Below are 13,141 nucleotides of genomic sequence, written 5' to 3' on the forward strand. Positions count from 1 at the left end.
CCCTGGACGTGGGTCCAGGGATGATGTCACGAAGTGGAGTGAACGGGATGCGACACGGTGTCACGTTCTTCAGGGGGTAGCGGCGGCACAGCGGCGGGAGTGACCAGGACGGGGGGCTCGCGCAGGCACATCACCAGTACGACGGCCAGCGTGCCGACCACGGCGGCGAGAAGAAATCCATCGAGTATCGACAAGGTGTAAGCCTGACCACGGACGGCACCGAGCAGGAGGCCCGCGCCGCGGGCTTCAGGTGCGCCGGTACCCTGGGTCGATGAACCAAAAATCTGCGTGTAAGCAAGGAGACGTTCGTTCGTCATCGGCTCGCCGGCGACGACGTGCTGGCCGATGAGGTTGGAGTGCAACTGTTCGGCCTTCCGCGTGAAGGTCACCAGCACGGAGGTTCCCAGTTGTCCGCCGAACAGGCGGGCCGTCTGGATGATCGCCCCGAAGGTGATGCCATCCGCCGGCCCGACATGGTGGCCGAAGAAGTAGATGACCGCCGTCAGTTCCAGCGTCTCCCCGATCGCTTGCAGCAGGAGGGCAAGACTGAAGTTCGATTCTGTCCATTCGGAGGTAATGCCCGTGGCCAGAAGAAAACCCGTGGCGGCGATGGCGAAACCCGTGCCGATCGCAAAGCGTGCATCCACGCGGTTGAGCAGCCACGCGACGGTCGGCGCGATGATCAACTGAGGCAGCGCCACCCATAAGGCCGCATTCCCCACTTCTTCCGGACGCAGGCCGCGCACCTGGATCAGGTAATTCGCGACCAGCGTGTTGCTGGCGGTGACCATGAAGCGTGTTGCCAGGACCAGCACGATCAGCAGGAACACATTGCGCCGCATGAGCAACCGGAAGTCCACGCTGGGTGTATCGAGTGTCGATTCATGGAGAAGAAACAGACCCATGCATATGACGCCCAGCGCGAGCAGGGTGACGATCAGCGTGGAGGAGAACCAGTCGAGGCGATCGCCCTGGTCGAGCGCAACGAAGATAAACGTGAACCCTGCCGCACCCGTGAGCATGCCGCGAAAGTCGCCGTTTCGCAGGTAGTCGCGATCGATGGGCAGTCGTCGTAACCCGAACCAATAGAGTAGGAAAAGAGGCACGGCCACGACGGTGTTCTGCCAGAAAATCCAATCCCAGGTCACGTGTTCCACGTACCAGCCTTCGAGCGTCGAGGCCAGGTTGAGGCCGAGCACGATGTTCATCGCGTACGCAGCCAGGCCCCATGGCCAGAGTCTCTTCGGTAGCGCGGTGAGGATGAAAGCGGCGGTCAGCGGAATGAACGTGCCGGACCCGAGCCCCGCCAGGCACTGGAGCACGAGCAGCGCGCGCAGATCCGGTGCGAACGGAACGAGGAACAACGCCACACCGTAGACGACGCAGCCGACCAGGAGCACGCGGCGCGGCGTGAATGCGCGGCCGAGGAAGATCGACAGCGGTCCGATCATCATCTGCGAGGCGGTGAACGCGGTGGGAATCCATGCCCCTTCGTCGAAGCCGGCACTGACGGCGCCGCGCACGTCGGCGAGACCGATCGACGTGAGTCGCGACGTCAGCGTGGTTGCCAGCGCACCGACCAGCACGGCGACGATACCCAGCCAGGGAAGGTTGGCGGGCGGCGCGGGCGCCGTTGTGGCTACGGGAGTGACCGTGTTCATGGCAACGTCGGCGTCGTGCTGCCGGGTTGTCTTGGCACCGTGTCGCCCTCTTTCCAACCACCGCCGAGGGCTTTGATCAGCGAGACCGCGACAAGCAGCCGTTGCTGGTCGTTCTCGATGACGGCGCGCTGGCTGCCCAGAGCCTGGCGCTCGGAATCGACCACTTCGAAGTAGCCGGCGAGGCCGCGGTCATAGCGCGAGCGCGAGAGTTTTGCCGCCGCTGTCGACGCGTCGACTGTCGCATCCAATGCGCTGCCACGCTCGCGTAGCCATGTGGTGTCTGCAAGGGCGTCCTGCACTTCCCGGAAAGCCGTGATGCCGGTCTGGCGCCATTTTGCTTCCGCGCCGCGATACGCCGCTTCAGCCGCTTCCAGGCGCGAGCGATTGCGCCCCCCCTCGAAGATCGGCAGATGCACCGACGGGCCGATCGACCAGATCTGGCTTTCGTTATCGGTGAGGTCGCCCAGGCGAGGACTGGCAAACCCGCCCGACGCGGTGAGGCTCACGGTAGGAAAGAACGCGGCCCTGGCCACGCCGATGCGCGCGCTGGCCGCTGCCAGGGCGCGCTCGTCGCTGGCGACATCGGGGCGGCGCTCGAGCAGCGTCGAGGGAAGACCGGCGGGCACATCGGGTACGTGGGGCGTCCACGGCGCAGGGGCCACGCTGAAGTCCGCGGCGTTACGCGCTTCGAGAACTGCCAGGGCGTGTTCGAGATTGTCACGGCGACGGCGAGCATCGGACAGGTCGGCGCGTGTCTGGCTGAGTTCGGCACGCGCACGCAACACGTCCAGGTCGCTGACCACGCCCGCCCGGGCGCGTCGGTCGGCAAGGCTGAGCTCGTCCTCGCGCAGGCCGACGGTGCGCGAAAGCACGTCGATCTCCCGATCGCTGCTACGCAGGGAAAGATAGGTCGACACGGTAGACGCCGCGAGGCTCAGGCGAACCTGCGCGATCGCGTCGGCACTCCCTTGTAGGTCAGCCCCGGCAGCCTCCACGCTCCGCCGCACCCGTCCCCACAGATCCACTTCGTAAGCGACATCGACCGGCGCCTCCCACACTGTGGTCTCGAGAACGGGAAACCGGTTGGTGATCGTTCCGGAGGTCCGGGCGCGCGAGTAGGCAGGATCGAAGCTCACATCGGGAAATTCATCTGCGCGGGCGACACCGAGCAGGGCGCGGCTCTGGTCGAAGCGTGCCAGGGCGCCGGCCAGATCCTGGTTGGCGGCAAGCGTCGCCGCCACATGCCGATTCAGTTCGTCGTCGCCGAAGAGGTTCCACCAGGCATCCGGCAGCGGCGCACTCACGGGGGGCGCCTGCTTCCAGGCAGCCGGCACCGGGGTATCCGGACGCTGGTAGTCGGGGCCCACGACGCACCCGCCAAGGCCGGCGACACACAGCGCCAGCACAAGTGCCCGGGAGATCATAGGCCGGTTCCGCCTTCCGGCACGCGGATCTTTACGATGGTCGACAAACCCGGTGCCAGCCGCTCGCGATAGCGCCGCAGGTCGTCGTCGGAGAACAGGATCTTCACCGGCACACGCTGGACCACCTTGGTGAAGTTGCCCGTGGCGTTATCTGGCGGCAGGAGCGCGAACTGCGAGCCCGACGCTGGCGAGAGGCTGTCCACGTGACCGATGAACGTCAGGTCGGGAAGGGCGTCGATGGTCATCCTGGCCTCGGTGCCCCGTTTCATGCCGTGAAGCTGGGTCTCCTTGAAGTTGGCCACCACCCAGACCTGATCGGAGACAATCGACAGCAGGGTCTGCCCGGCATTGACCCGCGCGCCCACCTCGACCGAGCGCCGGCCCACGTAGCCGCTGACCGGGGCGAGCACCTTGGTGTAGCCGTAGGCCAGGTTGGCGTCGTGTAGCGAGGCCTCCGCGGTGGCGACCTGTGCCCGCGCCGATTCACTTGCCGCCGTTGCGGCGACCTTGCGCGCCTCCGCGCTCGCCTTGTTTGCCCGCGCGGAGTCGGACGCCGCTTTGGCCGCGTCGTATTCCTGCCGGGATACGCCCCGGGGCGTTTCGTTGACCAGTTCGCTGGCACGCTTCAGGTCGAGGACGGYCTTCTCCACGCTGGCCTGGGCGGCCACGATCGAGGCGTTGGCCTCGACGATCTGAGCGTCGGCGCTCGCCACCTGGCCCTTGGCCCGGTCGATCTCGGCACGCGCCTGTTCCACCCGGACGTCGAAGTCGCGGGTGTCCAGTTCCAGCAGCACCTCGCCGGCCTTCACGTGCTGGTTGTCGTCCACATGCAGGCTCACGACGGTCCCGGTGACCCGCGGCGCAATGGGGTGGAGACGCCCGGTGACATAGGCATCCGTCGTGGTTTCGGTCCGGTCGAGCCAGAAGAAAATGACGATGACGAGCGTGCCGACCACCAGCAGGCCCCCGATGATYCGTAACGCGTGTTTCATTCCCGCCTGTCCTCCGTGGGCACGGCGCCACGCTGCCACCGCCCCGGTCAACTTGCTTGGCGAATCCTGCGGGTGCGGACACGACCCGTGTGAGTCCTCACGTTTTCCTTTCGCCCCGATGGCCATGCTACGGGGCCGCTTCCGAGGTCGCCGCCATGCCTGATGCCCGATACGATGCCGCCTCGCCGGTGCGCGAAGGTTCCCCCTTTCCGCGTGGCGCCACCTGGGACGGCAAGGGCACGAACTTCTCGCTGTTCACCGCTCATGGCACCCGTGTGGAAGTGTGCTTCTACGACGAGGGCGGCAACGAGACCGGGCGGATCGATCTGCCTGAATACACCGACGAGGTCTGGCACGGCTACGTCCCGGGCGTCGGGCCAGGCCAGCTGTATGGCTACCGTGTCCACGGTCCTTACGAGCCGGAAAACGGCCACCGCTTCAACCCCAACAAGCTCCTGCTCGATCCCTACGCTAAGCAGATCGTCGGCGACCTGACCTGGGCCGACGAACTCTACGGTTACACGGTCGGCCACGCCGACGGCGACCTGAGTTTCGATGAGCGCGACAGCGCGCCGTTCATGCCCAAGGCGATGGTGATCGACCCGTCGTACAAGTGGGTGGAGCACGGCAAGCCGTCGGTGCCGTGGACCCGCACGGCCATCTACGAAGCGCACGTGCGTGGATTCACCATGCGCCACCCCGATGTCCCCGAGCACCTGCGCGGTACCTTCGCCGGCATGGCCACGCCGGAGGTCATCGACTACATCCGCGGCTTGGGCGTGACCTCCGTCGAGCTGCTCCCCGTTCATGCCTATCTTGACGACCACTACCTGCAGGAAAAGAACCTGCGCAACTATTGGGGCTACAACAGCATCGGCTTCTTCGCGCTGAAGACGCGCTATATGTCCGGTGGCGATCCCCGCGAATTCAAGGACATGGTCGCCGCGTTCCATCGCGCCGGCCTCGAAGTGATCCTCGACGTGGTTTACAACCACACGGCCGAAGGCAACGAGATGGGTCCGACGCTGTCCTTCAAGGGCATCGACAACGCCAGCTATTACCGGCTGGCGGAAGACAAGCGGTACTACGTCAACGACACAGGCACCGGTAACACGGTGAACCTCAGCAACGCGCGCGTCCTGCAGCTGGTGAACGACTCGCTGCGCTACTGGGCCACCGAAATGAATGTCGACGGCTTTCGTTTCGATCTGGCCACGATCCTCGGCCGCGAACCCTACGGTTTCGACGAGAACGGTGGCTTCCTCGACTCCTGCACGCAGGATCCCGTGCTCAACCAGGTAAAGCTGATTGCCGAGCCGTGGGATTGCGGTCCCGGGGGCTATCAGGTTGGCGAGTTCCCGCCGGGCTGGGTGGAGTGGAACGACAAGTTTCGTGACACCGTGCGCGCTTTCTGGAAGGGTGAGGGCGGCAAGCTGGCAGAGTTCGCACGTCGCTTCACGGGCTCGGCGGACCTCTTCGACAAGCGTGGCCGCCGCCCGTACGCGTCGCTCAACTTCATCACCGCGCACGATGGCTTCACCCTGCGCGACCTGGTCAGCTACAACGAGAAGCACAACGAGGCGAACGGCGAAAACAACCAGGACGGCTCCAGCAACAATCATTCGTTCAACCACGGTGCCGAAGGCAACACGAAGGACGCCGGCATCCGCGCCATGCGCCAGCGGCAATCGCGCAACCTCCTGGCCACGTTGTTCCTCGCCCAGGGCACGCCGATGCTGCTGGCTGGCGATGAGCGCGGCAACACGCAACAGGGCAACAACAACGCCTACTGCCAGGACAACGAGATCAGCTGGATCGACTGGAGCGATGACCCGACCCAGGGTGGGCTCGCCACGGCGGTGCGCGAGCTGGTCGCCCTGCGCGACCGCTTCCCGATCCTGCGTCGGGGACGCTTCCTCGACGGTCGCTATGACGACGTGGCCGAGGTGCGCGATATCGTCTGGCTGAACCCCGGTGGTGGCGAGATGCAGCCGGCGCATTGGGATGATCCGCGTGCGCGCTCCATCGGCATCCTGCTCGACGGCCGCAGCCAGGCGTCAGGCGTCAGGGAGCGCGGCAACGACCAGACCGTGCTGATCCTGATCAACGCATTCGACGGCGGCGTGGAGTTCACCCTGCCCGAGGGCGCCTGGACGGTGGCCTTTTCCACCGATCTCGATCTGGCGACGGACACACAGGCGGAGGATGGCAAGCTGATCGCGCCACCGCGCAGCTTCGTGGTGCTTGCTGCGGGATAGCACCGCACGGGTCGCCGTTGACCCTGCGCGGCGTGCGTCCCTATATTGCGGAACCCGCCGCCAAGGACCGACCCCCATGCGCCTTCGTCCGCTCGTTGCGCTTATTTTCCTGGTCGGTTCCGGCAGCGCCGCGGCGGCCGACCTCGTCGTCTCCGCCGCCTCCAGCCTGACCGACGCCTTCCAGGTCGTCGGCAAGGCGTATGAGGCGAAACATCCGGGGACCCACGTCGTGCTCAATTTCGCGGCCTCCGATGTCCTGCTTCGCCAGATCGCCAGCGGCGCGCCGGCCGATGTCTTTGCCTCCGCGGACGAGACCGCCATGGACAAGGCCGTGGCCGCCAAGGCGGTCGACCCGGCCAGCCGCCAGGATTTCGCCAGCAATCGCCTGGTCCTGATCGTGCCGAAGGGAGGCAAGCTGAGGGTGACCTCGCCGGTCGACCTCAAGGCGGACACCGTGAAGCGCGTGGCCTATGGGGATCCCGCCTCGGTACCCRTGGGCCGCTACACCAAGGCGGCGCTCGAGCAGCAGGGCCTGTGGGATGTCATCTCGGCCAAGGGTGTGCTGGCGCAGAACGTTCGCCAGAGCCTCGACTATGTCGCCCGCGGTGAGGTCGATGCCGGATTCGTGTTCGCCACCGACGCGACCATCATGAAGGACAAGGTCGAGGTCGCCGCCACGGTGCCGACACCCAAGCCGATCACCTACCCGATCGCCGTGGTCGCCGACTCCAAGCAGGCGAAGGAAGCCGCTTCGTTCGAAGCCTTCGTCCAGTCGCCCGAAGGGCGCGGCATTCTCGCCGGGTTCGGCTTCCAGGCGCCCTGACGCCTCGTGGGCGCGATCTGGGTACCGCTCGCGCTCTCGCTCAAGGTCGCGCTGTGGGCGACCGCCATCAACCTCGTGCTCGGCGTCGCGGTGGCCTTCGGGCTGTCGCGGTGGCGATCGCGTGCGCGCGAGGTCGTCGATTCGATCCTGACCCTGCCTCTTGTCCTGCCGCCGACGGTGCTCGGCTATTACCTGCTTGTGCTATTGGGCCGGCGCGGCGTCTTCGGCGCCTGGCTGGACCGGCTCGGCATCGAACTGGTGTTTACCTGGCAAGGTGCGGTGATCGCCTCGACCCTGGTCGCCTTTCCGCTGGTGCAGAAGGCGGCTCGTGCGGCGTTCGAGGCCGTCGACCCGCAACTGGAGAGCGCCGCGCGCGTACTCGGGCTGCGCGAGGCCGCCGTGTTCTTCCGCGTCTCGTTGCCCCTCGCGGCCCGGGGCATCACGGCGGGCGCCTTGCTGGCGTTCGCCCGGGCACTCGGTGAATTCGGTGCCACGCTGATGATCGCCGGCAACCTGCCGGGCCGTACCCAGACCCTGTCGGTGGCGATCTACGCCGCGGTGCAGTCAGGCGACGACACCACGGCGGGCCTGATGGTCGCCGTGACCTCGGCGACCTGTGTTATCGCCTTGCTGCTAGCCGGCTGGCTGGCGCCAGATCACCTGCGGCGGTCGCGACCGTGAGCGTCGATATCGCGGTATGCAAGACGCTGCGCTCGGACGATCGTCACTTCGAGCTCGACGTGACGATCGTCTCGCAACACCGACGCGTCGTCCTGTTCGGTCCGTCGGGTTCCGGCAAGAGCCTGACCCTTCGCGCCGTGGCCGGCCTGCTCACGCCGGATTCGGGCCATGTACGCATCGACGGCCGCGTTCTCTACGACTCGGTTGCCCGGGTCGACCTGCCCACCCGGATGCGCGGCGTGGCCTACGTGTACCAGGACTACGCCCTTTTCCCACACCTCACGGTGGCCCAGAACATCGGGTTCGGACTGGACCGCGGTTGGCTGAACCCGCGACGCCGCCGGCGCGACGAGCGTGTTCATCACTGGATCGACAGCTTCGAACTCGGCAATGTCGCCGACAGCTACCCATCGCGTATCTCGGGTGGACAGCGGCAGCGTGTCGCCCTGGCGCGAGCTCTTGCAACCGAGCCAGGCATCGTCGTGCTCGACGAGCCGTTCGCGGCGCTCGATCCCGCGTTACGTGGCCGCATGCGCGCCGAACTGCTGGCCCTGCAGGCACGCCTCGATCTCCAGCTGATGGTGATTACCCATGACCCCGCCGATGTCGACGCCCTCGACGGTCACACGTTCGAAATCCGCGACGGCCGGGTGGTGCACGTGGGATGATGCCCGCCTTTCGTAAGTGACTACCCGGCGAGACAGGCGACCGCAGTGACGGCAGGGCATGACAAACAGGGCGGCAGGGTCTTCGCGACCCGCGCCATCAAGTACCTGCTCACCGCCGCCATCGTTGCTGGCGCGATCTTCCTGCTGCATCGCTATATCGCGCGGATGGCCTGGAACGACGTGCTTGCCGCCATCGAACGTATCCCACGTTGGCACGTCGGTGGCTCGATCCTGGCGACCCTGGTCAGCTGGGCCTGCCTGACAGCCTATGACGTGTTTGCCGTCGAGACCGTGGTTCCCGGCAAGGTGTCGATGCGGATGAAGATCTTCTCCGGCGTGACCACACATGCCGTCTGCAATGCGCTCGGCTTTCATGCGATCACCGGCACCGCCTTGCGCTATCGCATGCTTTCCACCCAGGGTGTCGGTGCACCCGATGTCGCACGTGTGGTCGGCCTGGTCGGCTTTGCGGTGGGTTTGGGATTCGCTGCCGTCACCGCCATCGCCATGATGCTGGAGCCGGCCATCGCCCATGGCTGGGGTCGGTGGCTCGGGCTGGCGTTGATCATCCTCTTTGTTCTCCTGCTTCGCTGGCTGGCCGGCAAGCACGACGAACTGAAGATCTGGAAATTCACCACGCCCGTGCCCTCGGTCCGTTCGGCCGGCGCGCAGATCGTCATCGGCGTAGTCGAAATGGTTGCCGCGATCACCGCGATGTACCTGTTGCTGCCGACCGACATCGCGGGAAACTTCCTCGACTTCGCGCCGATCTACGTCGGCGCCATCCTGGCCGGCATCGTCAGCAACACGCCCGGCGGTATTGGCGCCTTCGAGGCGATCACGCTTGCCGCCTTTCCGCAGGAGCAACGCGCGCAGGTGCTCGCCGCGTTGCTGGCCTACCGCGCGATCTATGGCCTGGGGCCCTTCGTGCTGGCGTCGCTCGCGCTTGGCGCCTATGAAGTGCGCCGGCGCACCAGGAAGGCCGCATGAAGTGCGTGCGTTGGGTCAGCCTCGCCGCTGCGGCCCTGCTGGCCGCGTGCGCCACGCCACACGCCCGTCGTACCGACGTGCTGTTCTGGAATCAACCGCAGCGTGAAGCGGCCTTCCGCGCGATGGAGACGCACTACGCCAGCAACGTCGTACGTCATGGCATCGCACACCCACTCCCTGCGGGCCTACCCATCCAGCCCCACTTCGTCGACGGCGATACGCTCGACACTTACATGGCGGCACATCACGTCGCCGGCATCATGGTCCTGCAGGACGGCCGCGTGCGCCTGGAACGCTACGGCCTCGGCGCCACACCGGAAACCCGCTGGACCTCATTCTCCGTGGCCAAGTCGTTCACCTCGACCCTGGTGGGCGCGGCGTTACGCGATGGCTCCCTTCACAGCCTCGACGACAAGGTCACCCGCTACATCCCCGAACTTGCCGCCGGCGCGTACCGCGACGTAACCGTGCGGCAGTTGCTGACGATGACGTCGGGGGTTCGCTGGAACGAGGATTACGTCGATCCCAGATCCGATGTCGCCATGATGTACGAAGGCGCGCGCCAACCCGGCGTGCCACTGCTCGTGTCCTACATGGCTGGGCTCCCGCGYGAGTTCGCACCGGGTGAGCGCTGGGTCTACAAGACCGGTGAGACCGACCTGATCGGCATCCTCGTCACCCGCGCCACCGGCAAGACACTGGCCGCGTATCTCTCCGAGAAAATCTGGAAGCCCTACGGCATGGCCTCGGATGCGCTCTGGCTGAAGGACGAGGTCGACGGTACCGAAGCGGGTGGCTCGGGCGTATCGGCAACGCTGGCGGACTACGCCCGCCTGGGGCAGTTCCTGCTCGACGGAGGGATCGCCGCCGGAAAGCCCGTGGTGGCGGAAGGCTGGATAGCCGACGCGACCCACAAGCACGCCGATTTCGGCGTGCCCGGCCGCGGCTACGGCTATCAGTGGTGGACGTACGATAACGGCGCCTTCGCGGGTATCGGTATCTTCGGGCAGCTGCTCTATGTCGATCCCGCCCGCCATCTGGTGATCGCGCAGTTGGCCGCATGGCCGGTGGCCACGAACGATGAACAGGCCAGGGCGCGCACCGCCTTCGTCGACGCCGTCATCGCCGGTCTCTACCGCTGAAAGTACGCCTCCGGGGGAATGGGCTTAAAATCCCTGGACCCTCCCCCGATACGTACGAAGGCCAGCCCCATGGCGCTTACCTGGAACGACCTCATCTGCACGCCGGACAAGGAAGCGATCGACGCGCTCGCCGACTCCTGGAACTGGCTCATCGGTGACGCCTTCACTCCGCTGCTTTTCACGGCACTCGGCGACATGTTTTTCGAAGCCGACGCCGGCGGCATATTCTGGCTGAACACAGGCACCGCTGAAGTCGAGCGCGTGGCGGACAACGTGCCCGAGTTCAACAACCTGCTTCGCGAAGAAGCTGCGGACGACTGGCTCCTTCCGGGACTCATCGAAGCCCTGCTCGAAGCAGGTAAGACCCGCGCGGAAGGCGAGTGCTACAGCTATGTCACGCTGCCGATCTTCGTGGAAGGCGAGTACACGGTCGAGAACCTGAATCCGGTCCCGGCGAAAGAACACTTCGAGCTCACCGGTTCCATCCTGCAACAGCTTGATGACCTGCCCGACGGCGCCAATGTCGATATCGAGGTCAAGCACTGAGACTCGTCAGTAGAGGAAATCATCCTCACGCTGGTGACGAAGCGCGACGATGGTGACCCGGTTGCCGGTGATGTCGAAGAGTGCGACGTAACCCGTCGCACCGAACGATACGACGAGTTCACGCAGAAAGGGGTTGTCGGGCGAGGCCTTGCGACACGTGAAAGGAAATGATTCGAGCAACGCAGAGGCGCGGACAATCGCATCGAGCGCTCGGTCGGCCAACGTCGCGTCGAGCTCGTCGATGAAGTCCATGAGCCGACGAAGGTCCGTTAGCGCGGCATCGGTGTAACGGACCTCGTAGCTCATTATTTGCCTTTCGCTTTTCGGGACCGGGCCAATCGTTCGGCGATCTCCTTATGTACATCGGCGGCGGCGTGATAGACGCCGGTGCGTGCCGCTTCGTCTCGTGAGGCAATGCCGCGAGCGATGAATTCGCTCTGCATCCTGCGGCGATCGATGGCTTCGGACATGGCAGTTTCAACAAACGACGAAAGGGTTTCGTCATTGCGAAGCACGCTCTCGGCCTGTTCGCGGAATGCCGGCTCTACGCGGATGGATGGGATGGTGGCGGACTTCATGACGCCTCTCCTGCATTGCATTTGCGATGCAGCATAGCGTCTGCCGGCGGGCACTGCCAGCCCGGCCAGCTTCGGGCGTTCAGGTGCCGCTACATCCCACTTATTCGACGCATGCAGCCGCGCGCGCTTCCAGCAAAGTGCGCTCACGGTCGTTACGCGTCATGGCGGCGGCACGCAGGAATGCCTCGCGTGCCGCTGCGTAGCGACCGAGTCGAAACAGCAGGTCGCCCTGAACGCTGGGCAGGAGGTGGTAGTCCTTCATCGAAGGTTCGTCCACCAGTGTTTCGACGATATCCAGCGCGACCTCGGGTCCTTCGGCCATCGATACCGCCACSGCCCGGTTGAGTTCGACGAYCGGCGAGGGCACGACCTCGACGAGTGCCGCGTAGAGCGCCGCAATGCGCGCCCAGTCGGTGTCCTCAGCGCGTGCCGCACGCGCGTGACAGGCGGTGATAGCGGCCTGAAGGGCGTAGGGCCCCTTCGCACCGTCCAGGCGCTCCGCCCGTTCAAGCGCCTTCAGTCCGAGGCCGATCAGCAAGCGATCCCAGCGACCGCGGTCCTGTTCCAGCAAGAGGATCGGTTCGCCGTCGGGACGCGTCCGTGCGCCGGCACGCGACGCGTGGATTTCCATCAGGGCGACCAGTCCGTGTACTTCGGCTTCGGCCGGCATCAGGCCGGCAAGGACGCGGCCCAGTCGCTGTGCCTCGGCGCACAGCGCCGGACGCATCCAGTCGCCGCCCGTCGTCGCCGCATAGCCTTCGTTGAATACGAGATAGACCACGCGAAGCACCGAGGCGAGGCGCTCCTTCAGCTCGTCCCCTCGGGGAACTTCGTAAGTCACCGATGCGTCGGCAAGGCTGCGCTTCGCGCGAACGATGCGCTGCGCGACGGTCGCTTCGGGAACCAGGAAGGCGCGTGCGATCTCGTCCGTGGTCAGGCCACCGAGCAGGCGCAGGGTGAGAGCGACCTGGGCCTCGATGGAGAGCACGGGATGGCAGGCCGTGAAGATCAGCCGCAGCATGTCATCGCCGATATCGTCGTCCAGGGCGTCGATCAGCGCGTCATCGGCCGATTCGAGCATGCCTTCCATGTCCTTGCCCAGGGCTTCCAGCTTGCGTCCGGCCATGCGTTCACGGCGAATGCGATCGATCGCGCGATGCTTTGCCGTCTGGGTCAGCCACGCACCCGGATTGTCGGGTACGCCGGCGGTGGGCCACTGCTCGAGGGCCACGACCAGGGCATCCTGGGCCAGTTCCTCGGCCAGCCCGACATCGCGAACCATCCGTGCGATGGTCGCGATCAATCGTGGCGATTCGATCTTCCAGATCGCGTCGATCGCGCGGTGAGCATCGCGGAGGGTCATGACGACGGATCAAAC

At 65.7% G+C, this 13,141-nt stretch carries 13 protein-coding genes; 7 read left to right on the forward strand and 6 right to left on the reverse strand.

What is annotated here, in order from left to right; translation table 11 throughout:
• Positions 1-26: 26 nt before the first annotated feature.
• Genes AC1DT2_RS00055 through AC1DT2_RS00065 form a run of 3 tightly spaced genes read right to left on the reverse strand, consistent with a single transcriptional unit; the run spans position 27 to position 4,041 of the window.
• Complete coding sequence (locus tag AC1DT2_RS00055) at positions 27-1,661, reverse strand: MFS transporter (protein ID WP_213948993.1); 1,635 nt, start codon at positions 1,659-1,661, stop codon at positions 27-29.
• Entirely contained in the window at positions 1,658-3,085 is a 1,428-nt protein-coding gene (locus AC1DT2_RS00060; RefSeq protein WP_477293260.1) for an efflux transporter outer membrane subunit, read from the reverse strand. Before AC1DT2_RS00060 ends, AC1DT2_RS00055 begins: the two co-directional genes overlap by 4 nt.
• Positions 3,082-4,041, reverse strand: a complete 960-nt coding sequence (locus AC1DT2_RS00065; protein WP_477293262.1) for an HlyD family secretion protein — start codon at positions 4,039-4,041, stop codon at positions 3,082-3,084. Before AC1DT2_RS00065 ends, AC1DT2_RS00060 begins: the two co-directional genes overlap by 4 nt.
• A gap of 191 nt (positions 4,042-4,232) precedes the next feature.
• Between AC1DT2_RS00065 and glgX the strand changes: the two genes are divergently transcribed.
• The 7 genes from glgX to AC1DT2_RS00100 all read left to right on the forward strand — a co-directional run bounded on the left by glgX (position 4,233) and on the right by AC1DT2_RS00100 (position 11,185).
• Positions 4,233-6,335 (forward strand): glycogen debranching protein GlgX, encoded by a 2,103-nt coding sequence (gene glgX / locus AC1DT2_RS00070; protein WP_477293264.1) that lies wholly within the window; start codon positions 4,233-4,235, stop codon positions 6,333-6,335.
• A 76-nt stretch (positions 6,336-6,411) separates the two neighbouring features.
• Entirely contained in the window at positions 6,412-7,158 is a 747-nt protein-coding gene (modA, locus tag AC1DT2_RS00075; protein ID WP_477293266.1) for a molybdate ABC transporter substrate-binding protein, read from the forward strand.
• A 6-nt stretch (positions 7,159-7,164) separates the two neighbouring features.
• Complete coding sequence (modB, locus tag AC1DT2_RS00080) at positions 7,165-7,839, forward strand: molybdate ABC transporter permease subunit (protein WP_213948988.1); 675 nt, start codon at positions 7,165-7,167, stop codon at positions 7,837-7,839.
• Entirely contained in the window at positions 7,836-8,507 is a 672-nt protein-coding gene (locus AC1DT2_RS00085; protein WP_477293268.1) for an ABC transporter ATP-binding protein, read from the forward strand. The genes modB and AC1DT2_RS00085 overlap by 4 nt, the downstream gene beginning before the upstream one ends.
• A gap of 45 nt (positions 8,508-8,552) precedes the next feature.
• Positions 8,553-9,497 (forward strand): lysylphosphatidylglycerol synthase transmembrane domain-containing protein, encoded by a 945-nt coding sequence (locus tag AC1DT2_RS00090; protein ID WP_477293270.1) that lies wholly within the window; start codon positions 8,553-8,555, stop codon positions 9,495-9,497.
• Positions 9,494-10,639, forward strand: a complete 1,146-nt coding sequence (locus AC1DT2_RS00095) for a serine hydrolase domain-containing protein (protein WP_477293272.1) — start codon at positions 9,494-9,496, stop codon at positions 10,637-10,639. The genes AC1DT2_RS00090 and AC1DT2_RS00095 overlap by 4 nt, the downstream gene beginning before the upstream one ends.
• A gap of 69 nt (positions 10,640-10,708) precedes the next feature.
• Positions 10,709-11,185: a T6SS immunity protein Tdi1 domain-containing protein gene (locus AC1DT2_RS00100; RefSeq protein WP_063573661.1), complete on the forward strand. Its 477-nt coding sequence runs from the start codon at positions 10,709-10,711 to the stop codon at positions 11,183-11,185.
• A 6-nt stretch (positions 11,186-11,191) separates the two neighbouring features.
• Here AC1DT2_RS00100 and AC1DT2_RS00105 read toward each other — a convergent pair whose 3' ends face one another.
• From AC1DT2_RS00105 to AC1DT2_RS00115, 3 genes are all read right to left on the reverse strand, one after another.
• Positions 11,192-11,491 carry a type II toxin-antitoxin system RelE/ParE family toxin gene (locus tag AC1DT2_RS00105; protein ID WP_213948985.1) on the reverse strand — a complete coding sequence of 100 codons (300 nt, stop codon included), beginning with the start codon at positions 11,489-11,491 and terminating at the stop codon, positions 11,192-11,194.
• Positions 11,491-11,763, reverse strand: a complete 273-nt coding sequence (locus tag AC1DT2_RS00110; RefSeq protein WP_213948984.1) for a YlcI/YnfO family protein — start codon at positions 11,761-11,763, stop codon at positions 11,491-11,493. The genes AC1DT2_RS00105 and AC1DT2_RS00110 overlap by 1 nt, the downstream gene beginning before the upstream one ends.
• 100 nt (positions 11,764-11,863) lie before the next feature.
• Entirely contained in the window at positions 11,864-13,126 is a 1,263-nt protein-coding gene (locus AC1DT2_RS00115) for an RNA polymerase sigma factor (RefSeq protein WP_477293276.1), read from the reverse strand.
• Positions 13,127-13,141: the final 15 nt, after the last annotated feature.

This window comes from Luteibacter sp. P4_E6, from assembly GCF_056401535.1.

Bases quoted from the DNA above. Each gene is read 5' to 3' on its own strand.
- AC1DT2_RS00110 (WP_213948984.1), bottom strand. From the start codon at position 11,763: ATGAAGTCCGCCACCATCCCATCCATCCGCGTAGAGCCGGCATTCCGC.
- glgX (WP_477293264.1), top strand. From the start codon at position 4,233: ATGCCTGATGCCCGATACGATGCCGCCTCGCCGGTGCGCGAAGGTTCC.
- AC1DT2_RS00055 (WP_213948993.1), bottom strand. From the start codon at position 1,661: ATGAACACGGTCACTCCCGTAGCCACAACGGCGCCCGCGCCGCCCGCC.
- AC1DT2_RS00060 (WP_477293260.1), bottom strand. From the start codon at position 3,085: ATGATCTCCCGGGCACTTGTGCTGGCGCTGTGTGTCGCCGGCCTTGGC.
- AC1DT2_RS00100 (WP_063573661.1), top strand. From the start codon at position 10,709: ATGGCGCTTACCTGGAACGACCTCATCTGCACGCCGGACAAGGAAGCG.
- AC1DT2_RS00105 (WP_213948985.1), bottom strand. From the start codon at position 11,491: ATGAGCTACGAGGTCCGTTACACCGATGCCGCGCTAACGGACCTTCGT.